Annotated in this window: 16 protein-coding genes and 1 tRNA gene; 2 read left to right on the top strand and 15 right to left on the bottom strand. The window is 40.2% G+C overall.

The features are described 5' to 3' along the window. The first annotated feature begins 23 nt into the window (after positions 1-23). Both ACG9ZB_RS04165 and ACG9ZB_RS04160 read left to right on the top strand, forming a co-directional pair. Positions 24-114: transfer RNA gene (locus tag ACG9ZB_RS04165), tRNA-Ser, on the top strand. A gap of 180 nt (positions 115-294) precedes the next feature. Next, positions 295-1,491, top strand: coding sequence for a tyrosine-type recombinase/integrase (locus ACG9ZB_RS04160; protein ID WP_419324328.1), 1,197 nt, complete (start codon positions 295-297; stop codon positions 1,489-1,491). Positions 1,492-1,713: 222 nt separating this feature from the next. On the opposite strand, the gene ACG9ZB_RS04155 is transcribed toward ACG9ZB_RS04160, so the two are convergent. The 15 genes from ACG9ZB_RS04155 to ACG9ZB_RS04085 all read right to left on the bottom strand — a co-directional run bounded on the left by ACG9ZB_RS04155 (position 1,714) and on the right by ACG9ZB_RS04085 (position 23,442). After that, complete coding sequence (locus ACG9ZB_RS04155) at positions 1,714-3,054, bottom strand: hypothetical protein (RefSeq protein ID WP_117006614.1); 1,341 nt, start codon at positions 3,052-3,054, stop codon at positions 1,714-1,716. A gap of 85 nt (positions 3,055-3,139) precedes the next feature. Further along, positions 3,140-6,406 (bottom strand): type I restriction endonuclease subunit R, encoded by a 3,267-nt coding sequence (locus ACG9ZB_RS04150; protein ID WP_419324326.1) that lies wholly within the window; start codon positions 6,404-6,406, stop codon positions 3,140-3,142. Then, positions 6,403-7,752 (bottom strand): restriction endonuclease subunit S, encoded by a 1,350-nt coding sequence (locus ACG9ZB_RS04145; protein WP_419324324.1) that lies wholly within the window; start codon positions 7,750-7,752, stop codon positions 6,403-6,405. Before ACG9ZB_RS04145 ends, ACG9ZB_RS04150 begins: the two co-directional genes overlap by 4 nt. Further along, complete coding sequence (locus tag ACG9ZB_RS04140) at positions 7,752-10,037, bottom strand: type I restriction-modification system subunit M (RefSeq protein ID WP_419324322.1); 2,286 nt, start codon at positions 10,035-10,037, stop codon at positions 7,752-7,754. Before ACG9ZB_RS04140 ends, ACG9ZB_RS04145 begins: the two co-directional genes overlap by 1 nt. Positions 10,038-10,188: 151 nt before the next feature. Next, positions 10,189-10,809, bottom strand: coding sequence for a Fic family protein (locus ACG9ZB_RS04135; protein ID WP_419324320.1), 621 nt, complete (start codon positions 10,807-10,809; stop codon positions 10,189-10,191). 171 nt (positions 10,810-10,980) lie between these two features. After that, complete coding sequence (locus tag ACG9ZB_RS04130; RefSeq protein WP_419324318.1) at positions 10,981-11,673, bottom strand: hypothetical protein; 693 nt, start codon at positions 11,671-11,673, stop codon at positions 10,981-10,983. A 12-nt stretch (positions 11,674-11,685) separates the two neighbouring features. Then, entirely contained in the window at positions 11,686-13,746 is a 2,061-nt protein-coding gene (locus tag ACG9ZB_RS04125; protein ID WP_419324316.1) for a hypothetical protein, read from the bottom strand. Then, positions 13,737-15,245, bottom strand: a complete 1,509-nt coding sequence (locus tag ACG9ZB_RS04120; protein ID WP_419324314.1) for a hypothetical protein — start codon at positions 15,243-15,245, stop codon at positions 13,737-13,739. Before ACG9ZB_RS04120 ends, ACG9ZB_RS04125 begins: the two co-directional genes overlap by 10 nt. A gap of 371 nt (positions 15,246-15,616) precedes the next feature. Next, positions 15,617-15,847 (bottom strand): helix-turn-helix transcriptional regulator, encoded by a 231-nt coding sequence (locus ACG9ZB_RS04115; RefSeq protein WP_325776669.1) that lies wholly within the window; start codon positions 15,845-15,847, stop codon positions 15,617-15,619. A gap of 79 nt (positions 15,848-15,926) precedes the next feature. Next, positions 15,927-16,811, bottom strand: coding sequence for a hydrolase or metal-binding protein (locus ACG9ZB_RS04110; RefSeq protein ID WP_419324312.1), 885 nt, complete (start codon positions 16,809-16,811; stop codon positions 15,927-15,929). Between the two features lie 195 nt (positions 16,812-17,006). After that, entirely contained in the window at positions 17,007-18,065 is a 1,059-nt protein-coding gene (locus ACG9ZB_RS04105) for a YqaJ viral recombinase family protein (protein WP_419324311.1), read from the bottom strand. A gap of 172 nt (positions 18,066-18,237) precedes the next feature. Next, on the bottom strand, positions 18,238-19,269 hold the full coding sequence (locus tag ACG9ZB_RS04100; protein ID WP_419324309.1) for a DUF932 domain-containing protein: 1,032 nt from the start codon (positions 19,267-19,269) through the stop codon (positions 18,238-18,240). A 20-nt stretch (positions 19,270-19,289) separates the two neighbouring features. Beyond that, complete coding sequence (locus tag ACG9ZB_RS04095) at positions 19,290-19,568, bottom strand: hypothetical protein (RefSeq protein WP_183173933.1); 279 nt, start codon at positions 19,566-19,568, stop codon at positions 19,290-19,292. A gap of 104 nt (positions 19,569-19,672) precedes the next feature. Continuing rightward, entirely contained in the window at positions 19,673-20,542 is an 870-nt protein-coding gene (locus ACG9ZB_RS04090) for a YagK/YfjJ domain-containing protein (protein ID WP_419324307.1), read from the bottom strand. A gap of 443 nt (positions 20,543-20,985) precedes the next feature. After that, a complete protein-coding gene (locus ACG9ZB_RS04085) occupies positions 20,986-23,442 on the bottom strand; it encodes a hypothetical protein (protein ID WP_419324305.1) in 2,457 nt (818 codons plus the stop codon). Between the last annotated feature and the right edge of the window lie 133 nt (positions 23,443-23,575).

Raw genomic sequence — 23,575 nt, 5'->3', positions numbered from 1 at the left:
TTTTCGATATTATCCTCCGCCATGGTGAAGTGTCCGAGTGGCTGAAGGAGCACGCCTGGAAAGTGTGTAAACGTTTATAGCGTTTCGAGGGTTCGAATCCCTCTTTCACCGCCAAATTCAACTCTTATGAAGTCCCATAAGGTCTAAAAAAGCTTAAATCTAAAGGGTTTAAGCTTTTTTTACGTCTTATACAATCTACTTGATCTATTGCAAGCTTGATGCAGTTGGGGGTATAACTAGGGGTATAATATTTTACCCCTAAAATTATACCCCCAATTCTGTGGAATTATTGCCATGCTTACAGATGCTCATGTCAGAAAAATAAAACCTTCAGAAAAGAGAACCAAATACTCTGATGAAAAAGGGATGTATCTAGAGGTCACTCCTTCTGGAGGAATGCATTGGCGAATGAAGTTCCGTTTGAATGGAAAAGAGAATATCTTCAGTATTGGTACATACCCTGAAACTACGCTTGCACAAGCTCGTCGTGCTAGAGATGAAGCACGATTAAAGCTTAAAGATGGGATTAATCCCAATAAAGAGAAAAAGCAAAAGAAACAACAAGCCGATGAAAGCATTCTTTTCAAAGCGCTTGCTATGGAGTGGATGGAGGATCGTAAGGCTGTCATTAAAGAAGGTACATATTTACGTGACCTATCTGTATTTGAAAAAGACCTTTTCCCTGCTTTAGGTAATATACCTATTGATCAGATTAAAGGAAAAGATGTCCTTGCTTGTGCTAAGCAAATTGAAGCACGTGGTGCTCAGGAGATGGCTAAACGCTCTATTCCTTTAGCTGGGCGTATTTTTCGTTATGCGATCCGTAAAGGACTTATTGAGAACGACCCTACACCCCACCTTCAAGAAGCTCTCAAGCCACGTAAGGTAAAACATATGGCTCGCCTAGATATTTCTGAGTTTCCGCCTTTCTTAGAACGGATGGATCGTTATCATGGCAATATCTTGGTTAAGACAGCTTTACAGTTTATGACTCTAACATTTGTAAGAACTGCCGAGCTCATTAACATGGAATGGAATGAGATTGATTTTGATAATCGTTTATGGAGAATTCCAGCTTATAAGATGAAAATGGCGTTACCACATATTGTTCCTTTATCTAGGCAGGCTATTGAATTACTCAAAGGGTTACAGCCCATTACTGGTAATAAGCACTTTGTTTTTTATAACCACAGTACAGCTAAGCCTTTGAGCAACAATGCTCTGTTAAGTGCGATTCGCACCATGGGATATACGGGAAGAATGACTGGTCATGGTTTTCGTGGACTTGCATCTACTACACTACATGAGCAAGGCTATATGCATGATGCAATTGAAATACAGTTAGCACATACTGTCGGAAATGCCGTCTCTCAAGCCTACAACCATGCACAACATTTAGAATATAGAACTAAGATGATGCAGGAATGGTCAGATTTTATTGATGGTTTGAGAGATAAAATTGTGCCTTTTCCTAAACTAAAAATTGGGTGAATGCTTGCATGCAGCTATGAAATATTTTGTTACATTCAGATATTAAACTAGCAGTATAGGTACATATAGCCTTCGTAGCCACACCTCCCGTTTACTGATAGTAATGAGCACACTTCTCACCTACAGATTAGAGCATAACAAACAGAGGGTATTACCCCCTGTTTGTTATTTCATTTTTATTTTTTAATAAAAAGCTCTATAACTTATTTTGAGCTAATGGAATTACCACTTAATTTTTTTAAACATACTACCAATTTTTCCACCCACTTCACTCACCAGCTCTTTAGTTGATTCTACAGTTTCAGAGGCTGACATCTTCAATGCCTCAGCCTGTTGTTCTTTTTTAAAATCATCCATTAGCTTTTGTTCAGAGAGAATATCATCACTGAAAGATACAGGAACAAGTTCAAAGCTTTCATCTTCTTTACCCAAATTTTTTAAAAAATTATTCTTTAATCCAGTTATGATTTCAGTATCAGGTTCGGGTAAATAGGCATTAACGACTTTTCCATCAGTTACTTCTAACAGTACATCTACTTGATTAGCATCTTCATCTAGTTTCTGAATAGTAAAGTTCATTTGTGTCATCACATTACTGATTAAATCAAGATAACTATTCAATTTTGTTCGAAGTTGATTTCTTTTAAATGCCAACTCCTTATCACTACTTAATTTAGCATCTAGCTTAGCAATGCGATCCAACCAAACCGTACGAAAAGATGAAATCTCTGTGCTATTAAATTTTTCTAATTGATCCAAGAAGCTTAATTTTCGCTGATGAAAAAGTTCATATTCATTACTTAATAGCAAAGATTGAATACCTTTTGCCTTAACACGTGCGATATCAAACCACTTACCTAAAATTGTTAAATTGCTATTCAACATATTACTTAATGCTTCAAAAGCACTATCACTTCCAAAAAGTGATTCATCTTTATAGTTTTCCACTTTAGAAATTGCATGTTGAATTTCCTTAGTTAAGTGCAACAATACAGCTTCTATTTCTCTGCCATCTTGCTCTATTTGACTACGTCTTATAGAGTCCAATGCAAACCCATTATTAGCTGTTAAAAAGTACTCATCAAAATAATAATTTATAGCTTCGACTTTACTAGAACGTTCATCATCTAAAAATTGCTTAATTTCAGCAACCTTTGCATTGATTTCCTTTAACTGCGCAGAAATTTCTGCTAAATGAGCTTGCCCTACCGCCATAGTTACAGCTCTCATTGCCACACTGGTGGTCAGTATTTTTTTTAGCTGGTCAGGATCAAATAGTCTCGCATGGGATTTTATACCATCATTACCCATGACCATTCCTAAATGACCATTTCCGTCTCTAGCTTTAATTAAAGTACCGTTAGCTACAACCTGCATATATTTTGTTGTATTAACTTCATGTAAAGCCATTGTATCTGGAACAAATTGCAAAAATTGATTGAACAACGGTAAATTTTTTGAATCTACTGGTTTTCGATTTTCTACCCCTAATTCAGATCCCACCTTAAACTCTATGTTAGCAAGTTCATTATTTGCTACTACTGGTTGAAGATTGTTATCCATATACCCCCCGTATTACGTTTTTATTAATTCAATATATTTTTAAAATAGCATAAGAATTTCAATTACACTCTTACAATTCATACATTTAACGTACTGTCATCTGCCCACGATTCGCCAACATATCAAAAATCACTCTAGCAAAGATGCTGGCCTTCGCCGGATCAGACAGCAACTGCATCATCTGTTCCTGATGTGCCGCACTACTGCCAAGAATGGCATCATCCATGGCTTTCGGGAAATCCCCCAGCATAGCCTGTTCGCGGGTATTGTTGGCGATCTGCTTCATGACAATTTCATTCTCAGCCAGTTTGTCACGTACCGTATAGGCATAGTTGAGCATATCTTTATCAGTCAGGTTATCGGTGATAAAGACATCATTCAGACGCTCTATAATCTGTGACAGGAATTCTTCTTTCTTATCACGTGGCTTGGCTGCACCGAGGTCATTGCCCGGTTCCAGCTTAAAATCTTCGGCATCTTCTTTCAGCTTGATGTCCTGCTGACGGATCTTGGACAAGCGGTAATGGCTCATGCTGACATTACTTAAGTCCACCTCATCATCTTTCGTTGCGGTTTCACGCAGCAATGGACGCAGGTTACGCGCATACAGACTGAGCTTTTCCAATTCTTTGTCATCGTAGTCCACGATCTGCGACATAAACTCGTAAAAACGAGTAAAGCTTCCCAAGTCTTTTTTAAAGATTTCCAACTTGTCTTTTTCAAGCTTAGCCTCTTTAAAGGCATTGTCGGCATTAGCAATCAGCACCGCATCATTGGTTTTCTTGCAGCGTTCCAGCATGTCACGGGTGGTGTTATAGGCTTCGATGGCCTGACTATAACGTTTCTGCCAGCGTTCAACCGCCGGTTTGCAGATATTACTGATCGCAGCATTGGATTTGTTCTTGGTAAAGAAGGCTTCTACAAACTGTTCAACTTCCGTCCACAGAAAAATCTTGCTGGCTTTCAGCTTTTCAAACAAGTCAAAGATCTGATCTGGATTGGAAACATCGGCTAATTCTGCGGTTTGGTAGTAAGGCTGGAAGGCCCCAAGAATGTCTTCAGGATCGTTAAAGAAATCCAATACAAAGGTGCCAGATTCCTCCTTACCTGGATAGGTGCGGTTCAGGCGTGATAAGGTCTGTACGCATTCCACACCGCCAAGTTTCTTGTCCACGTACATGGCACACAGTTTCGGTTGGTCAAAGCCAGTCTGGAACTTGTTGGCCACCAGCATCACCTGATAGTCATCACTATCAAAGGCCTTGCGCATTTCCCGACCTTTCAGTCCTGGGTTCATGTTGCGTTCATTTAAGGTCTGCCCGACTAAACCACTGCTGTCGGTATCCTTGTCATTAAACTCAACCTCACCCGAGAATGCGACCATAGCCTGAATGGACTTATAGCCCTGATCCGTCAAGTATTTATCAAAAGCGAGCTTGTAACGCACCGCTTCTTTACGTGAACTGGTCACCACCATGGCTTTAGCCTGCCCACCCAATAAGCCCATCACGTTATTTTTAAAATGTTCAACAATGACTTTCACTTTCTGGGAAATGTTGTGGTCATGCAGGCGCACCCACTGATTCAGTCTGATCTTGGCTTTTTTGGCATCGACCTGTTTGTCGGCTTCTTCAATTTTCTGTTTTAGCTTATACACCACTTTATAGTTGGTGTAGTTTTTCAGCACATCCAGAATAAAGCCTTCTTCAATGGCTTGGCGCATGGAGTAGACATGGAAGGCTTCCGGCTTGTTCTGCTTGGAGGGCGGTAGCTCAGGATTGGGGACACGGCCAAACAGTTGCAGGGTCTTGTCTTTCGGTGTCGCGGTAAAGGCATAGTAACTGAGGTTATTACTGCCCTTACGTGCAGCCACCACCGCATCCAGAATATCTTCCGAAGACAGTTCAGCATCCTCTTCACGCTCTTCCAGCATCAACACTTCTTTCAGTTGTCGTGCCGTAGAGCCGCTTTGTGAAGAATGCGCTTCATCGGCAATCACCGCATAGCGTCGCTGTTTTAGGTTGGTGCTGTTTTCAATGGCACGCAACACAAACGGGAAGGTCTGAATCGTCACAATAATGATCGGCTGTGAGGTTTCCAGTGCCTTGGCCAGTTTTTCCGACTTGGAACCATCACCCTCTTTATTATTGATGCGTCCGACCACGCCATCGGCATGTTCAAACTGGTAGATGGTATCCTGTAGCTGGGCATCCAGAATGGTACGGTCAGTGACTACAATCACCGAATCAAACAGTTTCTGATTGTGTTGATCGTACAGGGTCGACAGCTGATGTGCTGTCCAGGCAATCGAGTTGGACTTACCTGAACCTGCACTGTGCTGAATCAGATATTTCTGTCCAGTGCCCTCCTCTAAGGCGGCATTTATCAGTTTGGTGACCACATTCCACTGGTGGTAACGTGGGAAGATCAGCAGTTCTTTTTTGTACTTGCGGCCTTCCCAGTCTTCTTTTTCTTCAATTTGTAGATGGACAAAACGTCCAATGATATTCAGCAAATTGTCCGGTGTGAGGACTTCATTCCACAGATAGGCCGTAGCGTACTGATTCTGGTCTTCTGGCACATCATTGCCTGCGCCACCGTCATGCGTGCCTTTATTGAATGGCAGGAAGAAAGTATCTTCTCCGGCCAACTGGGTCGCCATATAGACTTCGTATTGACTCACGGCAAAGTGTACCAATGCGCCACGCTTAAACATCAGCAAGGGTTCAGGCTTGTTGGTTTCTGGATCTTTCGGCAAGCGGGTGCGCTTGTACTGCAACATGGCATTCTGCACCGCCTGCTTAAACTCGGACTTGAGTTCCAGTGTCGCCACCGGAAAGCCGTTGATAAACAGGACTAGATCAATCCGCCATTTCTTGGCCTGTTTGCCCATGTCCTGTAACTCGGCAGCGGTGGCATAGGGGCTATACACCAGCTCCGGCACAATGCGACAGATGTTCTTTTTGTAATTGGCTAAGGTATCAGGATTCAGCGCATGTTCTGGTTTAAACTGACAGAGGAAAAATCGTGCGCTGCGGGTTTTCACTCCATGACGCAGCACACCTAAAGTGCCATAGCTGCGTGACTGTTCATCGGTGGCATTGATGTCGGCTTTCTTCAGTTGGGCAACCACGGCTTCAAGAAAATGCCGTTCGGTATCTTGCGGAAAGATGCGCTGAAACTTCAGCCAGTCTTGTGCTTGGGTCTGTTGCACAAAATCCAGTACGTCCTGTTCATACAAGGCGGTTTCACGGTTGTAGCCTTGTGGCGTACCGAGTTGCCAGCCCTGAGCCAGCATCTGCTGAATGATGTCGTTCTGGAAAATACTTTCACGGGTGGCGTCTAGACTCATGCGCTTAACTCCGTGTCTGCCTCAGCAACCGTTGGAGCTTGCCAATTGCGAACGTCGATTTTGCCAGTGACTACGGCTGAGATTAAGGCGGTTCGGCGCTCTTGCATGAGCTGAATTGCGGATTCTGCTTTTAATATCATTTCATCAAATTTCGTTAATTCCATACCCACAAATTTCACTATTTCACATTGCTCACTTAGTGTAGGTAACGGAAATTTTTCTGGTGCAATATGTTTATTATTTATTTGAGGTACAGTTGATACATCTGCAATATCATCCAATCCTCTCGTTTTTAACAATAACGCAAAATATTCCGTTATCCCTTGTTTCCCAATTTTCCACCCCATTAAATTAGGATCAATGACTGAATCAACCTCTATAACATTAACTTTATTCGTAAAGATTGCTGCTCCACGTTTTGGAAAAACAATATAATTTTTTTCAGCTTTACAAAATTTAGCTCTTCTTTCTGAGACAAACCAGTCAATATTACTTAGTTTGAATGTTTCTGCCGATAAGGATGAAACCTTAATAAAGGGTAATGATCCTTGATCAGTAACATCATCTTCTTGAATAGATTCAGAGCCAAATAAGGTTCCTATATAGCCACCTTTTATAATTTTCCAATGCTCCGGCACTTCCGCTAACCATTCCACACCCGAATCTTTCATTGGGACATTTGGGTTAAGCCCTTTGGTCACGGCATGGCTAATCACTGCCTGGCGTTTTTCTTTCAGCAGTTCAATCAGTTGTTGTTGTTTTTCAATCAGATGGTCGATTTTGGTGGTTTCGTGGTCTAAAAAACTTGTGATTTTATTTTGAATATCAATATCAGGAAGTGGAATCTTAATGTCTTTGATAGCATCACAGTTTAAATGTGGGTGTAATGCTCCTGTCTGAATCGATTTTAATGTTTGCCGACCATAATTAGAGTTTAAAAGCCAAGCCAAGTAAAAACCTGAAATTTTTTCTGTTCCTGATACTATAATCAAAGCATGGCAATTGCAGCCTTCAAATTCTTTAGTGACAGCAGCTACCTGTCCAATATCACCAGTTTGTACAATAAGTACATCTCCTTCTTTCAAAATAGATTTACTTTTTTCATTACTCCATGATTCACTCACATAGTAAGGCGTGTGAAAATTAATATTATTATTCTTGATATGAAGCGATTGTAAGTACCTTATTCCTGAATCAAAAAAAATATCCCTAGTCGCACCAACATAACCATTTGTTATTTTATTGCTAACTCTTGCAATAGACAAAATATCCCAATCATTAGGGACTTCACCCAACCATTCAACCCCTGAATCCTTATACTCCGCATAAGCCTGATACTTTGCCATTATGAATGCACCTCTTGCAGCAGCTGCATAATCTCGGCACTCACTGCATCCAGATCGGCATCAATCTCGCTTAGGTCACGTGGTGGCTGGTACACGTAGAAATGACGGTTAAACGGAATCTCATAACCGACAATACCAATCTCGCCATCTTGCGCATCACGCTTATCTGCATTAATCCACGCATCATGCACATGCGGTTGCACTTCACGCTTAAAATAAGACTCGATTAAATCGCTGGTGCTTTGGCTTGGGTCAAGGGCAATGTTCTCCGCATCACGCAAGTCACCATCCTGCACAAACTCAACAACTTTGCCTTTATAACTAAACTGACCATATAGTGGATTTTCCGCCTGTTTCAGCACCTTGTTAATCACTGGTTCTGCTTCCGGATTCTTCCAGGTAATGGCATCTAACAGCTGTTTCTTCTCTTTGGCATCCAGCTTGATGTCGGTTTGCTTGAGGGCTTTTTTCAGCACTTCATCAAACTGGTTAAAGTCATCAAACTGCTCAGTACCAATCACCTCTTGTAACGCCTCGGCTTTTTCCATCAAGGCTTTCTGGAATAGCCAGATTTTGCTATCCAATACCTCTTTAATGTCTTTTTCTTTTAGCTCAGGGAATTCCGCTTTAATCAGGGCACGGACCTCAAGCGCCACGTCCTGCAACTGACCATAAGTTTCTGCTGTCCAGGCTGTACCAAAGGCTGTGCCCAATTGCGCATCGATACTTTGCATCACGGCATTAAACGGTTTCGGGGCAAAGCGTAATGATGCAATGGCGCTATCCGTGATCTGTGCCGATAAACGTAATGGACGTTCAATAGTCACGCGACGGTAGCCAAATTCATGGCTGTCAAAAATCTTGCTGGCGAATGGTTTTTGCTGTTCGGTTTCGCCATCCTGCGCCAAGGTGTCTACCGCGACAAAGTCACCGTAATTTTGGGTAATGGTGGCAATTTCAGCTTCAGTCAGATAGTTACGTTTTGAACCCAGCGACTTACGCATTTTGGTACTGAGGTTTGAGGCATTGATCAGTTGTACCTTGCCTTTGCGTTCAGCGGCTTTTTTATTGCTGAGTACCCAGATATAGGTGGCAATCCCGGTGTTGTAGAACATATCGTTCGGTAAGGCAATAATGGCTTCCAGCAAGTCGGCTTCTAAAATATAGCGACGGATCTCGCTTTCACCACTGCCTGCACTACCGGTAAACAATGGTGAACCATTCAGGATAATCCCGATGCGGCTACCGCTCTCGGTACTGCTGGCATCACGCATCTTGCTGATCAGGTGCATCAGGAATAATAGTGAACCATCCGATACCCGTGGCAAGCCTGCACCGAAACGGCCATCAAAGCCTTTTTGTTCATGCTCGTCCTTGATGTCCTGTTCGATCTTTTTCCAGTCCACGCCAAAGGGTGGATTCGACAGCATGTAGTCAAACTGATCGACCGAGAGTTGATCATTCGACAGCGTATTGCCGAGTTTAATCCGGCTCACGTCCTGCCCTTTAATCAGCATGTCGGCTTTACAGATGGCGTAGGATTCTGGATTGAGTTCCTGACCAAAGGCACGCATCACGGCATTCGGGTTCAGCTCATGCAGATATTCCATGCCTGAAGACAGGAAGCCGCCTGTTCCCGCAGTCGGGTCATAAATGGTACGGATAATGCCATCTTTGGTCAGTACGTCATCATCTTCCATAAACACCAGTGCCGTGGTCAGACGCACAATGTCACGCGGGGTAAAGTGTTCCCCTGCGGTTTCATTAGAACCTTCAGCAAAACGACGGATCAGTTCTTCAAACACCAAGCCCATGTCATGGTTGGATACGTTCTTTGGACTCAGATCCGTGGTAGCAAACTTTTGCACGACTTTATACAAAAGGTTGGCATCATCGAGGAGGCCGACAAATTCGATGAAGTTAAAGTATTCAAATATCTCACGAGCATCTTTAGAGAAACTTTGCACATAGGTGCTTAAGTTGGCCTTGATATCACTCTGCCCCATTTTGCTAAGATCCATTGGGGAGGTATTAAAGAAGGCTAGACCGTTGGTGGCACGCAGCAATAACTTTTCTTGAGCTTCTTCCGGCAGATTCAGCTTGGAGACTTTTTCATGTTCTGCCAGTACCGCAGCCTTGCTTTCTTCCAGTACACATTCCAAACGACGTAACAAGGTAAATGGCAGTATGATGCGGCCATATTGCGATTGTTTAAAGTCGCCCCGAAGTAAATCTGCAACCGACCAAATGAAGGCTGCAATCTGAGAAAAGTTATTATTCGACATACCAGCAATTTCCAAAGCGTGAAAGCTATAGCATTTTTAAATTAGTTTGATTGTGCCTGAAATAAGCATAGATTTTCTATAGATAAAAAAAATAACGTCAGTACATGTCGTGCTGACGTTATTGATCATTTATTCATTATGCCCTTTAGAGCTATTGAAATAAATAAGGAAATAAAACCTCAACAGCATGTGGTGATAAGCGAACTTGTAAAGGCCTTTTGGGTGGAGCAAAGATCAGGTGATCTTTCGCCATTTCACTGATGATATCCCTTAGTTTCCGTTCACTCACTTGCAACTTATCTTGTAACTCTTTACGCGTATGTGGGCCATTGTATAAAAGCGTTTTATAAATATCTTTCGCTTCCAATGGTAGTTTTTTTAATGGCTTGCCTTTACTGTCAAACAAACCACCATTAAAGCGCAATTGGAAATAAACATTTATTCTTTCTTCCAGCTTATAAAGCTCTAAAAGACTGGTGAAGTAAGTCATTTGATCAATTGCGACATCCACAAAATATTCAGTAAAACTTACTAAACCCGCACCAAATAGGATTCCACGGCCCTCTTCTCCACCTTGTCGTGGTCTATCAGCAATCGATAGGTAACGATAGTACTGCTCACTCGATCGAGCAAAACCCCGAGACATTGACCATAATCCATAACTTTTCAAACCAATGGCTCGCATAAAGCAATCAGTAAATAAACGGGTTACTCGCCCATTCCCATCTAAAAATGGATGAATCCAAGCAAGGCGATGATGCGATGCGGCCATAGCGTAGTACTTACTTATGCTTGTTTAACTGTTCAATACTTTTATTAATAACCTCTTAGCAAAGGCTAACTGTTGCTTAATAATTAAAAGCTCACAAGGGCATAAAAATAAAAAAGAGCCTACTCAATAGGCTCTTTAATTAATTTAAAGATTAATCCCAAACAATCTTTTTTAAATATCACTAAGAGTTTTTGGTTTTTCTGACGAACTTGTTGGGACTTTAAATTCGATACCCGCTTTTTTAAACAGTTTCGGGTATTCCACCAAAGCCATAGTTGAATTTTTAGCAATACCTGTGATATCGCCAATCATACCTTTAGCATCAACTAAAGACATTCCTGTATTAGTTAGGCTGTTTGGATTTGCAATTAAACTGGTGCTCACCTTTTTAGCTCCTACAGCTAATTCTCGAGCAGTTAGGCTTGCTATGGCAAAATTAGTTGCAGAATTCAATAAATGTTTTTTCTGCTCAGCATTCAGTGCCGAAAGTTTAGCTACAGTTGCTTCCTCATCTTTTTGTGAAGCTTCTAAAACACTGTCTGATAATGCAACAATCTGTTTTTGAATTGCTTCTTTTTCTTTCAAGTCAGAGGTCGTTTTCAAGCTTTTCTGTTTTGCTTTTAATTCATCTGAATCCTGCTTACTTGCAAGCAATGAAGCTAAAGCCGTACGACTCTGAATAAACATTGCATTGGTTGCTTTAGCCTGCGTGAAAAAACCATTGAGATCCATATTTGAAGAAGATACGCCAGTTACAGATTCAGATAATGATGACGAAAGATTACTCAACGACCCAAAACCTGCATAGACACCTGATGCACTTATTGAAGCAGTTGCTGCTAAAACAATCGCAATTTTTTTCATACCCTGTTACCCCTATTGTGAAGAATCGGCTTTTTGCACGATTTGATTTAAAATTTTTGGTAAAGCCTCAAACATCTGAATGTTATACATTTCATGACGATGCTGATAATCAATACCCTTCAATCCAATTTCTTGTTGCAAACCATAAGCCCCTATTTTTTCAGCCTTTTGGTTAAATCTGCGCGCCCCACTAGCCATAACTAATGTGGCATCACAATTACTTTTGTCTGCATTACATCGAATACTGTCTTGTTTCACTTCGAGCTTAAGCACTGGCTGTAAACATTCATCTGTTGGAATATGAAAGTTAACTTTCATATCTTTTTTAAACCCTGCATTTTCAGTCATGGCGATCACTGAATCTTTTAGTAAAGTCTGTCCTTTAAAGCCTGAACCTGTGGCATAGAATGGTCGTTTTGATTGACTGGTAAAAGCGTGATAAATCAATGGACCAAAACCATAAAATGGAATTTCACCAACTTGCTCAGTATGCAGTCCTGAACATAAGACACGAGATTGTTTTGAATCTCCCACTGGGGCAGAGCTATCAAGCAAAACGCTGTCCCCTGAACGCACAGGTAAACGATCACTGCTGTTCACTGGAAAATCTAATTGCGCATTAACTTTCGTGCCTTGGCGCTCTAAAACAGTCGCTTCCCATGTTGGAATTAAAATATTACGCCCTGCGGCTTTATCTGAATGATAAACATGGACTTTCATTCCTGTACTTAAGCGCTCGCCAGCATCATCAATAACGATGTTCTGACCACTTGAACCAGAGACTTTTAAATCAGAACGAGTAAATTGAATCCCTTTTTGAAATTGTTGGCCTAATTTCAAAAGTGCATTTTTCAATACAACTTCTTTACGAGCCTCGAGAGAAAACCCCATTCCATCTGAAATCACTTCTTTGATATCATCGGTCGCATGCGCGGAGTAAATTACCCGGCCAGAACGATCAATCATTTCAGCAAAGACTTCACTATGAAAAACCTGTTGCTGAGTTATTTTCCCTATTTGCTGCTGATAAGCAATTACAGGGATGACATTTATACGAATAAAAAATTCGGGTAATTCACGTTGGTTAATGTCTTCACTTTGCGCTAATCCAGTTTGCTCACTAATACTTTGTGCCATCGCACTATAACGACGATTGACTGGTGTTAAAGTAAATGAGGCTTGCTCACCCACTGCATCAGAAAAAATTTGTTCGATTAAATCTTTCGATTCGCCTTGATAAGTCAGCACATCGACCACCAAAGCTTTGGGCTTATTCATAGCCTGTCGTGTATTGTTTGAAACTTTACTAAAGTGCTTACTACTGCTCTGCATCAACACTGGTACAGCCACAGCATAATCACTGTCCGCATGCACTACACGAATCAAATCACCATCTGCAGAACTGAGCTCATCTTGTGCAGCAATCCCTTGCTTAAAGCCTTTATCTAAAACCAGATAAGATTTCCACTGATCAATCACTTTAGTTTCTGTTTCAGAAACTTTAAGTTTTGATTTTAAATCTTGAGTCACTTGTTGCGTTAGCATCAACAAAGTACTTTGAAATTTCTGTTTAATTGCTGTTTTGGTTGCGCTGGAATCAATCTCTGTAGCAAGTACCTGAACTGGTTGTGACAAGGTCTTACTGTCACTATATATAACCTCTCCAGATAACACATTGGTGAGTTTGAGACTTAAGGTCACTGGAAGAAAAATCTCGGCGGTCGAATCCTTTTTCACAATGTATTCACTTGCGCGTAAAACTTCTAGTGATGCAATATAAGTGCGGTTTTTCGTTTTTTGTGAAATAGTATCGACTATCTGTTCATTAAAACCTTGCTTTAAACTTTGTACAAAAAGTTGCTCAACTTGTTTACGAATGCTTTCATTGTCAATCGCTTGACTGAAGTCACATACAATCGAAGACCCATTCGCTTCGTATTTGCTAGGATCATTACGACAAGGTTGCTCTAGCCCAAAAATTCCTTTCGATGGGTAGATTTGAATATTTGCGTTTGCCCATGCCGAAACAAGCATCGGCATAGCTAAACATAAAGCTTTTAACTTTATTTGCATTGTGTACCACCAATACAAAGCGTAATCGTATTGCCAGCTTGTAAACGCTCAGCACTTGATAGAGTTGGATTTACTTTACGTAGTGCTTTAGCCAATTCTGCACTAACAGGTTTCTCACTCTTATAAGTCATGGTCATTTCGACCAATTTTCCATCCTGAGTGCGAATATCGATATTTTCTGCACCATCCATTTCATCTAAGGCAATGTATAAATCATCCCCTAAACGAGAAGAAACATTGCCAGAAACACTTTTCACAAAAATGGTAATTTCTTTACCATACATAGTGCGATTTTTTGCATAACCCAGAATCTGTGGCCCTACTTGGCTAACGGCCAATTCGCCAAGTTTCTTAGCAACATTCGTACGACAAGAATCTGTAGTCGCACCTGTCGAAGATTCTGTACGAGTCTCACCACCCATCAAAGTTGAATCATCGACTGAATAAATTTTGAAGCTAACGGCACCATCACAGACAAATTGCCCAGTAGCACTCGAACGACCACGATCATAAATATAAGAGCTACCCGCCATAAACCAATCGGCTTTTTCTTTTCGTGCAGCGATTACGAGTTTATTCAGCTCTGTATCACTCATCAGTTGCTGAATCGACATACTCCGACCATTCAAATACTGACTTCTAAAACGGTCAGAATCGAGCAGCCGTAAATCATAACGTGAAGCAGAACTCGCAATTGAATTTAAGGTTTGATTATCACGCTCAGCTTTAGTACTTGGAGTCTGATATTCCACATATTTCACAAAGCTTTGGATATCATTTTGTCGTTCGGATTGACTGTATTTAGCTGATTCACTAGCGTTGTAGCTACTTGAAGAAGCTGATTTACCTGAATTATTATGGCTTGCTGAACGAGCGGAAACACCAACACCCGCCCCATAGTAATTATCATAAGCATAACCTGATGCAGCAGCTGAACGTCCTTTTGAAGAATAAGAATTTGAAGCACTGGCTTTGGCACTTTCGCTGGCTTTATAACTCGCATCTTCATCATAGCTATAGCTACGATCAGAAAAATATGATGTAAACTCTTTAACAGGTTTTGAGTTATCTTTTGGTACGCCAAAATATTCATCCATTACAATCATAATTGGACTTGTTCGGCTACTTTTCTTCGCCAGCCCTAAATCATTGAGAATTGAACGAAATTCTTGATCATCCATTTCTAGACTAACTTGGGTAACTAGCTCATTGTTACTATTGGTATTGCTGCCTCGGTTTAACACGTAGCTGCTATCGATTTGTTTTACAATATCATCTAAATATTGATTCGCTTCGTTCATGGCTTGAGGGCCATTAATACGTTTAATCAGAGTAATCACAGCATCTTTTTTTGCATTATTAAATGCTTGATTTCGTGTACTGTTTAAATCTTTTTTTATAACAGGTGCAACCCCTTCCCCATTCACTTTAATGATTTCAGCATTACTCATTTGAACAACGCCCAAACACAATAGTGTCAATAAAGCCTTTTTCATCATTTCCCTCTTCATTAAAGTTTCTAGTTACATCTATAATTTCTTTATTAGATTTTAAAGTGATCTTTTATTCACACATAAAACATACAGATAATAAACAAAATTTAACTTTAACTCCATCACACAATTTTACTTTTTTATTGATTTTTCACAAAAAAATTATTCATAAGAAATCTAATAGAACATATTAATGACCTAACGTTTAAGCTAGATACAATGCAAAATGGCTTACACTAAGCAAATCATATTTTCGTGGGGCTCGACCTAACAAACTGTTTAATAAGAAAAAAGGAGTAACTACATTCAGAATAGCTACTCCTCTCAATATCAAGTTTAATAACAAATCCAACTTTTAGTAGAATTCAATAAGCTTTTTATTCACGACTCTCCAACTTATCTTCAATCCATTGATTTATTTCCCAAGCTGACCAGCCAATACGAGATTCACTTAGTCGCACAGGCTTTGGAAAAGTAGGATCGTAGTATTTTGATTTCTCATTGATCATTTCATAGATTTTAGCTCGACTAATACTTGTAAATTGAACCACCTCTTTAATATTAACGATTTGATTCATCGGGAAAGTTTGACCAACAAATGCATTCATGATGTCTACTCCTATCTCATGATTTCGAGCAACTCGCTCATGAGATACGGCAATCTCGTAAGGTTTTACCTTGTCTGATTTAATTCAAAGCCGTCACTGATCCTTTCAATCCCTGTTGAATATCAAATGCAGTCTGAGTCTCTTCGATCTGCTGGCCTCCGACAGGCTGATAAAACTCCTCAATTACCTCCAAGCCTTCCTCCATGTCTACGTCCATCCTTCCATTCCCAAAACCCTTCCTTGCGGTGAAGTCTAAAGCCTCCTGATAAAACCCAGCCTGCTTACTCTGCTCATCAATCTGCTTCGCCTGAATAATCGCTTCATTTAAACTGATCCCTTCTCTTAAAGTTAAATCCACGTAATACACGGGCTGACGATAACTCTGTGTCGTACTCTTGCCCCGCAATGTCAGCTGCAATGGGAGGCATGACAACAAACCATTTGAGGCCGCATGGTAATAACTCAGCCGTGCAGCCAAAGTTCGAATACTGTTAAAGCCCGTGGTTCTAAAGATAAATGTGCCAAATTCATCCGAGCCATCCAAATTGACATGCAAACGCCCATAAGGTTTGCAATTGCCACCTTGAGCCAGAGGACATAGATCAGGTGATGGACAGGGAAGTTGCTCGATGCCTTGGTTGGTTAAACGTTGGCAGGTTTCACCATTACCAACACAGACAGGTCTTCCAGTCTGTCGGTCAAATAAGGTGTATTCAGCGCGTAAGTTCAGATCAGGATCATTAAAGATCATTCTGACGGGGATTGAGCGCAACTTTTGATTAGGCGTATTGGCTCGAAGCTGATCATCCAGTGGATGTTTAACCCAGCCTTCTTTGCTTTGAATCTGGGAAGTAATGGTGAACTGGTCATCCTTTTCCGGTAGGCGTTTGCCATTCTTCTCGATCATCCGACCGATACTGATACGCCCTAGGATTGGAGGAGTAATTGCTAAACCTTTAATCATGTTGATATTCCTTAATGTATTACCTTACAAATTTGGGTCTATGTATGTAGGTCGGAACAAGGACCAAATAAGTTACCCAAAGAATGTAGAGCCAGATAAAGTGCTACAGAGATCGCGACCGATTTGCTCTCTACCGAAGGGTAGAGAGCGGGGAGCGATTTTTGTGAATTTTTGATTTGGTGCTGTAGATAGGGCTTAGTCGGTATAGATGTTAAATCGACGACTGCCTTGCTTTTGAAGTGGATAAAGCTCGATGAGTTCAGGCTGGTGCTGAAGCAATGCTTTGGTATTGAGGCTGATAGAGTCCTTGGCTTTCTTCCAGACTACTGAGCCATGAGCAAAGACCGCCCTTTCCTTGTCTTGCATCATCATTTGAATTTCATGTTTAAGCTGGTCAAAGCGTTCCTGCTTATGCTGAATCTCTTCTTTCATTTTGATGAGCTGGTCGAACATCAAATTGGCATTTTCATTTTGCGAAAGATCCTCTACCGTTAAAGGTACATGCGCTGGATAAAGTTGTTGAATCGCTTTAGCTGCGGATTCACTTGCATCCACGGATGGTGGTGTATCCTTTTCCACGCATTCCCAGAAATATCGTTCTGCTTGAACAATATGTTCAATCACGGATTCTGATCGTGTCACTTTGAAGATCTTGGTTTCATGCCCACAGATCAAGACACAAACATGCGCTGCCTGTTTACCAGTCACCGCCAGTTGATGTTGCACCTGACACAGCACATATAAAGGTACACCATCACGCCACAATTTTGCTCCATGCTCACCTGCTGTTTTGCATTCCAAAATTTGGACTTCATCGCTGCCGACTACGCTGTAATCCAGATTGGCTAGCATAAAGTGTTTATCGGGATCAGGATGCTGAAGTACCGCATTGATCCGTCGCACCTTGTTATAGGTGCGCATGCTATAGAACTCTGCCACCAAAGGTTCCAGTTGCTTGCCCCAATACAACGGTGCGACACCTGAGCTTTCATCTTCTATGAATTGAGCCTGCCGTCCGGTTTTGATTAACCAGAGTTCCAACATCGACATGTAGGGATTGAGACCACAGGCAGTCGCAGCATCACTACTACCAATGCCTTGCTTACGCACTTCAAGCCAGTCCTGATATTCCATCCCTTTGGTATTAACCAATCGCTTGGCTGCTGTTGAGCGTTTGGTGGGGATGGTTGGTGTGACTACAATCTTTGATCCTACAGTCGTAGGCTGATGGGAAATAGATACAATTTGATTCATGGAATTATCCTTATAAATTCTGATCTCTGTAAAAGAAATGCATAAAAAAGCCATACCCGACACGAGGTCGGGTATGGCGATTTGTTTGCTGTTTTAATTGAGAGGGTTACATGAGTGCTCTGATGAGCATTTGTTTGGGGTGACTTGATCAACATGAGTGAGCCAGTTAATTTCAGGCGATCAAAGCAAGTGCTTGCTCTAATCCTCGTTGTTTCACACCCGCACCTGCACCGAACCAAGCTGAGTCAAGACGGTGATCTGTACTCATGGCACGTCGTTCATGATCCACAAATTCCGTGATCGAACACAGTAAGCCATAAGCAGTGTCTTTGGCGGATGACAGGTCAGCACCGCGTCCTTGCCCATTAAACATCTCTAAAGCTTTATTCATAGCACGACCATTCGGTTCAGGCTTTTTCTCCTGAGCTTGCTGCGCGACATTACGATAGAACTGAATGATGTTTTCTTCAGGATCGGAAATTGACATGGTGCTATTATTGAATACGGCATCAAAGTAAGCCTTGGCTTCCTGCTGACTCACCTTACGCTGTGTGAGCTGTTTCATCTCATACATGTGCTCATCCCATGCATGCACTGAAATACCTAATTGCTGTTTCACTTTCTCGGCATCAAACTTGGTGCTATGTGGAACTTTCACTACACCTGCACTACTACTCTGTCCACGTAAGGCAATCGCCAAAGTGTTGTTACAGACTACTCGGATACTGGTGAACTGTGCTGTCGTTGCCAACGTGCCATCACATGCAGTAGCCAGCAAGATATAACCATTACTGACATCCTTAGACTTTAACGCGGTACTTTGCCCGGTACGTGCCAAAGCCCAGAACTTCTTCCCACCTTTCAAAACCCCTGCGGTTTCTAACTCAAAGCCAGATTGCTCTGTCAAATCCCGGTAGAATTCCAGAATCTCTTTAGGCTGAACTTCCTGATAACGCTGACTTACTACAGATAAAGGTGCATGGGTATCAGAACGATACAGTACCCGTTGTTCTTCATACGGCATGATGATGCTCTGACCACGCTCATTCTGTGCCATATAGCTGACGTTCGAGGATTCAATCCGCCAGTCCATCCCGGCTTGCTGTGCCCAAACTTCGAGTGGTTGATTCGGACTCAGCTGATTACCCAGACCATGCCAAGGGGTTTCGCCCACATAGGCGATTTGTTCGATTTGATGTGCCATCGTTCTTATCTCCTGAGTTATTAGCGGAAGTTCTGCTGACAGTGGTTGCAATGGTAATAGGTCAGGGTGATCGGCTTTTTCGGCTCATCAAACATGCTACTAAATAGGCCACCAATGACTGCACCTGCAATACCACCAATGAATGGAGATACAGGCAGTGGCAAACCCTTTGAAATGGATGCACCGATGGTAGCAAACGAAGCTGATGCTGCTAGACCCGTAGAATCAGAACCATTCACCTGCTGATTAACCACTTGAATAACCTGATCGGAAAAACAATAAGGACAATTTAAACTCATAATATATACCTCTAGAAATGACAAAGGCTCACCGATGGGTAAGCCTTGAAAAGTTAAAAAACTCGTTTTCATCTAGATAATGTATATCTGAGATTATTTTCAAATCATTGAAATGTCCGCATCTTTGCTTTGCATTTCACACGCAGATGTTGTGCATCTTTTTCAGGTCGTACTAGATAGCGTACCGCATTAATCATCTTTTCTACTTCAGTAGGATTACTTCTGTGAATTCGACCAATACCTAAAATACCCAACTCCGTGTACTCTTGGATCTGTTCAGGATCATGACAGTTAAAAAAGTATCCTAGCTTGCCTGTGATTTTCTGCCATTCCTTTCCGACTTGATGAGCTATACCCCATCCATCCTGCTTAACGTGCCCATTAAAAAACAGTACCAAATGACAGTGATAGCCCTTATCCACTCCTTGCTCTAAGGCCCAACCAAAATCTATCAGAGCGTTAAATGGCTTTTCCCGCTTGCTCATCTGTACTCTTAGCTCTTTCATATCCTCATAAAAATCAGTAATATTGATCAAGTGTTGATATTTTTTAATGTATCCCAAATCAATACGAACAACCTCGGTCTTTGAATAACGCTCTACAGCACTCCTAGCTTTCCTTTCTAGTGATCGAATATTCCTTATCTCATTTTCACGATGACGTCTTAAAGCTCTTCGATGTTCAGATTGATAACTCTTAAAATATCGCTGATACTCAACAAATGATTTTCTTTTAAGTTCTTCAATAAGTTCATTTAACTTTAGACCACAAATATCATTCTGTTCCAACCAATTACACCATGCATTGATATATCCGAAGTAGTCGTAAGACCGTATGTACACTTGATCTAATTCCGTCAGAAGCTCAGCAAATTCTAAATAGAAATCATGCGGTCTACGATGAGCTCTAATCCATAGCTCAGTGACAACTTCAAGTTGGATGGTTAATTTAGATTCATTAATTGACTTACTCATGTTCAATACTCACTCTGGAAATAGCTCCATATGAGAGGGTTAAACTGTATGAATATAATTTTTAGGTTGAATCTAATTAGGTATACAACTCTATGAATAGTCTAATGATTAGTCTCCATATAGATATATTTAGTTGTATTTAATTATATTACTTACCTGCAAACATTGAGCTCTAGCCTCTAGATTTCCCTTCTGATACTCATCTAATTGAGTAGTCTCCAATGATCAAATTTGCTAAATCTATTAATTATTAATCCACTACTTATATCTTTGGATAAAAAAAAGTTATGCGGTGAGTATTTAGGAAGACAAATGCGGGAATTTAATTGAATAGTATTTCGCAGAGATATTCCTAGTTCGTATACAGGTTTTCTCATCAGACTGTGAAACGATGACTTTTTTGCCTAAAAGCAGGCGTGATATCAGGAATTTATCAGATTAAATTACGATAGAGGTAGTATTAACCGTGCTAATCTTTCTGCCCTACTCTTATAAAAATCAGCCTGCTTATTCGCCCCCTCTTGAGATGAATTTTCATTGATTTTATTTACGTTTTTTTCATTTTCAGGCGTACTCCCTTCATCTTGTGGAGTATTTTTTTCATCCTCTTTTTTAGGTATAGCTTCTTTTATTCTACCCCTCAAAAATAGCTCTGGTCTTTTTTGATTGCGATGGCTTGTACTTTTATATTTATTGAAATATTCATACGTAGTATAAAAGTTCACTAGATCATTTTTCAGCTGGGGAATAAGCCGTTTATCTTCTTTATTCACAACTAAATAGTCCGATTCACCTTCTTTAAACCATAATGTAGGGATTATTTTCAAGTCCGGCAAATTTCTATCAATTATCTGTTTGGCATTGTACCTCTTAGTAAATTTTCCCCAATAATCCTTAAATTTTAATTTTACCTCATCAGCAACAACGTCCGAACGAAGGTAACAAATAGCTGTACAGTCAATAGAATAGCAGCCATCTTTAAAAACAAAATATCCGATATAAGCGTCTAAATATGCTCCTATACTCTTTGGTGCACGCTTCGCTTTCTTAAAGAATTGAGTAACAATTGTCTTTAAGGTGCTGATATCTAATCGACTCTGGCTATTATCAATTTTAAAGCGTAATAATATCGTGTTCTCTTTGAAACTTGTCTCTAAATAACACTGTGCTGATCTCGTGTTTTTTTGCACTAGCATTTCCATATAAGCTAATCTGCTTCGGGGAATAGAGATATTGTGTTGTTTGATTAGCTTTAGCTCTGGTGCTATTAGATTTGTTACTTCCGCCAGATTTATATCGTGTAAGTCATACGTTAATGATGAATTATTTAAACTTACCGGAAGCGAAAAAGTATTGTAGAGAGTCCAATTAGATGCCCATACAGAAAAATTAATATCAATTCCATCTAATAAGGCTAAATACATCCTAGCTGCACAGGGCCATTTAGAGGGATCTTGGTTGATCGATAGAGAAGTTGATAAACTGTCAATATATGTATGCTCCAAATAAGCCAGGAACAAATTAACCCTTTGCAATAGTTTTATTTGCTGTGCATCTAACTCATCAAAATATTTCAGCATCTCGTAAAATTTGTGGATAGACTTCGCATATTCTGGAGCACGTTTAACTAAACTGGCATCATCCCAGATTGAATTAAAATCATATGGTTTTTTCTCTAGATCATCCTTTTCTTGTCTTTTTGACTTTCTCTTATCATTTCGATCTTTTAAACGACCATCAGCTTTTCTTGTAATTAGACGTATAGGCGTATCAACTAATTGACTCTCGGCAGTGTGATTATCAGGACTAATAATCTTTCCCATTCCATAAAACAATCCTACAAACCACTTCAACATGAGAGCTAATTTTTTGCGATTAGGGAGTTTGAATTCTTTTATTTCTTTTACACCTAAGTGATCAAAAATTTGATCAATCGCAATAATTTCCGATCGAGTAAAATTAGCAATCTTACTACCATGAAAAAATATATCTAACTCACGATGTAATGACTCCTTGATTTGATTGGTATCTATTGTGTATGTTGAACTGTCTAGAATAAATCCAAGCATTAATCGAACTTCACCATTCAGTTCTATTTCACCTTTTGTAAGGATAGATAACCAAGGTAAATGAGTTCTTCCTAGTTCAAGGGTATTCAACTCCTCTACTAGCAATCGTATTTTTCTTCCAATCGGAGTTTCAGCTAATATGTGATCTACTTGCCCTGTATGAATTAATTTTTCAATCTCTTCATCAGAAAAATCCAGTACCTGAAATTTTACTACCACAAGCGCTTGTGTAATTTTCTTAGTGTCTTGTAGCACATCCAAAATTTCACGAGCAATCTTCTCAGCTTCATTCTTATCAAAATTAAATTTGTAGTTCTTTTGCTTGCCTAAATACTGCCTATATTGATCAATCGTCTCAAATACTTCCTCATAAGGAAAGTCTTCAACTTTCCATCTGTCAGATTGAATATCACTTCTAAAGATACACGATATCTCTTTATCTAGAAAATCAATAAAAGCATGAATTTTTTCTGGCAATCTATAATATGTAGTTGCTAGTTTCATAAGTGCAACATCAACTACTAGACCATTATAAAACTCAACTATTTGCTTTTTTTTCGCCTCATTTTTTGAAGAGCAAGCATCATCCCAATCTACTTTGTGATAACCAATAAATTCTTCAACTAGCTCCAAACGCTCATACAGTCTTTCTAAAGTTTCGATAGTTTCCCGAAATATGCCTTTTTGAATTTTCCTATTTTGAGTAATTGAAAGCTGATAACTATCAGTATAGTAACGTTTCAAAAATCCAAAAATTTCTTTATCGGTTAGTTTTTCTAATTGCCCGATTTCAGGAAGCTCCCTAAAAAATTGAAAGTTTGATTCATTCATGATTGGAATCTTCTAGTATTTTTAGATAATAGTTAAAAATTAACACTTCTAAGCCTTATATTTCAATCTTTCCGTCTTCTATCAATAAAAAATAATAACTATTATACCCCATTTATCTACTCTTAAACCCTAT

It is taken from the genome of Acinetobacter johnsonii (assembly GCF_048551975.1).
In the GTDB taxonomy this organism is placed as follows: Bacteria; Pseudomonadota; Gammaproteobacteria; order Pseudomonadales; family Moraxellaceae; genus Acinetobacter; species Acinetobacter johnsonii_A.
The sequence above is the reverse complement of the archived record's forward strand: the minus strand, read 5'-3'. Positions and strand labels throughout refer to the sequence as shown.

Coding starts and splice junctions, on each gene's coding strand:
- ACG9ZB_RS04160 (WP_419324328.1), top strand. CDS start 295: ATGCTTACAGATGCTCATGTCAGAAAAATAAAACCTTCAGAAAAGAGA.
- ACG9ZB_RS04155 (WP_117006614.1), bottom strand. CDS start 3,054: ATGGATAACAATCTTCAACCAGTAGTAGCAAATAATGAACTTGCTAAC.
- ACG9ZB_RS04150 (WP_419324326.1), bottom strand. CDS start 6,406: ATGAGTCTAGACGCCACCCGTGAAAGTATTTTCCAGAACGACATCATT.
- ACG9ZB_RS04145 (WP_419324324.1), bottom strand. CDS start 7,752: ATGGCAAAGTATCAGGCTTATGCGGAGTATAAGGATTCAGGGGTTGAA.
- ACG9ZB_RS04140 (WP_419324322.1), bottom strand. CDS start 10,037: ATGTCGAATAATAACTTTTCTCAGATTGCAGCCTTCATTTGGTCGGTT.
- ACG9ZB_RS04135 (WP_419324320.1), bottom strand. CDS start 10,809: ATGGCCGCATCGCATCATCGCCTTGCTTGGATTCATCCATTTTTAGAT.
- ACG9ZB_RS04130 (WP_419324318.1), bottom strand. CDS start 11,673: ATGAAAAAAATTGCGATTGTTTTAGCAGCAACTGCTTCAATAAGTGCA.
- ACG9ZB_RS04125 (WP_419324316.1), bottom strand. CDS start 13,746: ATGCAAATAAAGTTAAAAGCTTTATGTTTAGCTATGCCGATGCTTGTT.
- ACG9ZB_RS04120 (WP_419324314.1), bottom strand. CDS start 15,245: ATGATGAAAAAGGCTTTATTGACACTATTGTGTTTGGGCGTTGTTCAA.
- ACG9ZB_RS04115 (WP_325776669.1), bottom strand. CDS start 15,847: ATGAATGCATTTGTTGGTCAAACTTTCCCGATGAATCAAATCGTTAAT.
- ACG9ZB_RS04110 (WP_419324312.1), bottom strand. CDS start 16,811: ATGATTAAAGGTTTAGCAATTACTCCTCCAATCCTAGGGCGTATCAGT.
- ACG9ZB_RS04105 (WP_419324311.1), bottom strand. CDS start 18,065: ATGAATCAAATTGTATCTATTTCCCATCAGCCTACGACTGTAGGATCA.
- ACG9ZB_RS04100 (WP_419324309.1), bottom strand. CDS start 19,269: ATGGCACATCAAATCGAACAAATCGCCTATGTGGGCGAAACCCCTTGG.
- ACG9ZB_RS04095 (WP_183173933.1), bottom strand. CDS start 19,568: ATGAGTTTAAATTGTCCTTATTGTTTTTCCGATCAGGTTATTCAAGTG.
- ACG9ZB_RS04090 (WP_419324307.1), bottom strand. CDS start 20,542: ATGAGTAAGTCAATTAATGAATCTAAATTAACCATCCAACTTGAAGTT.
- ACG9ZB_RS04085 (WP_419324305.1), bottom strand. CDS start 23,442: ATGAATGAATCAAACTTTCAATTTTTTAGGGAGCTTCCTGAAATCGGG.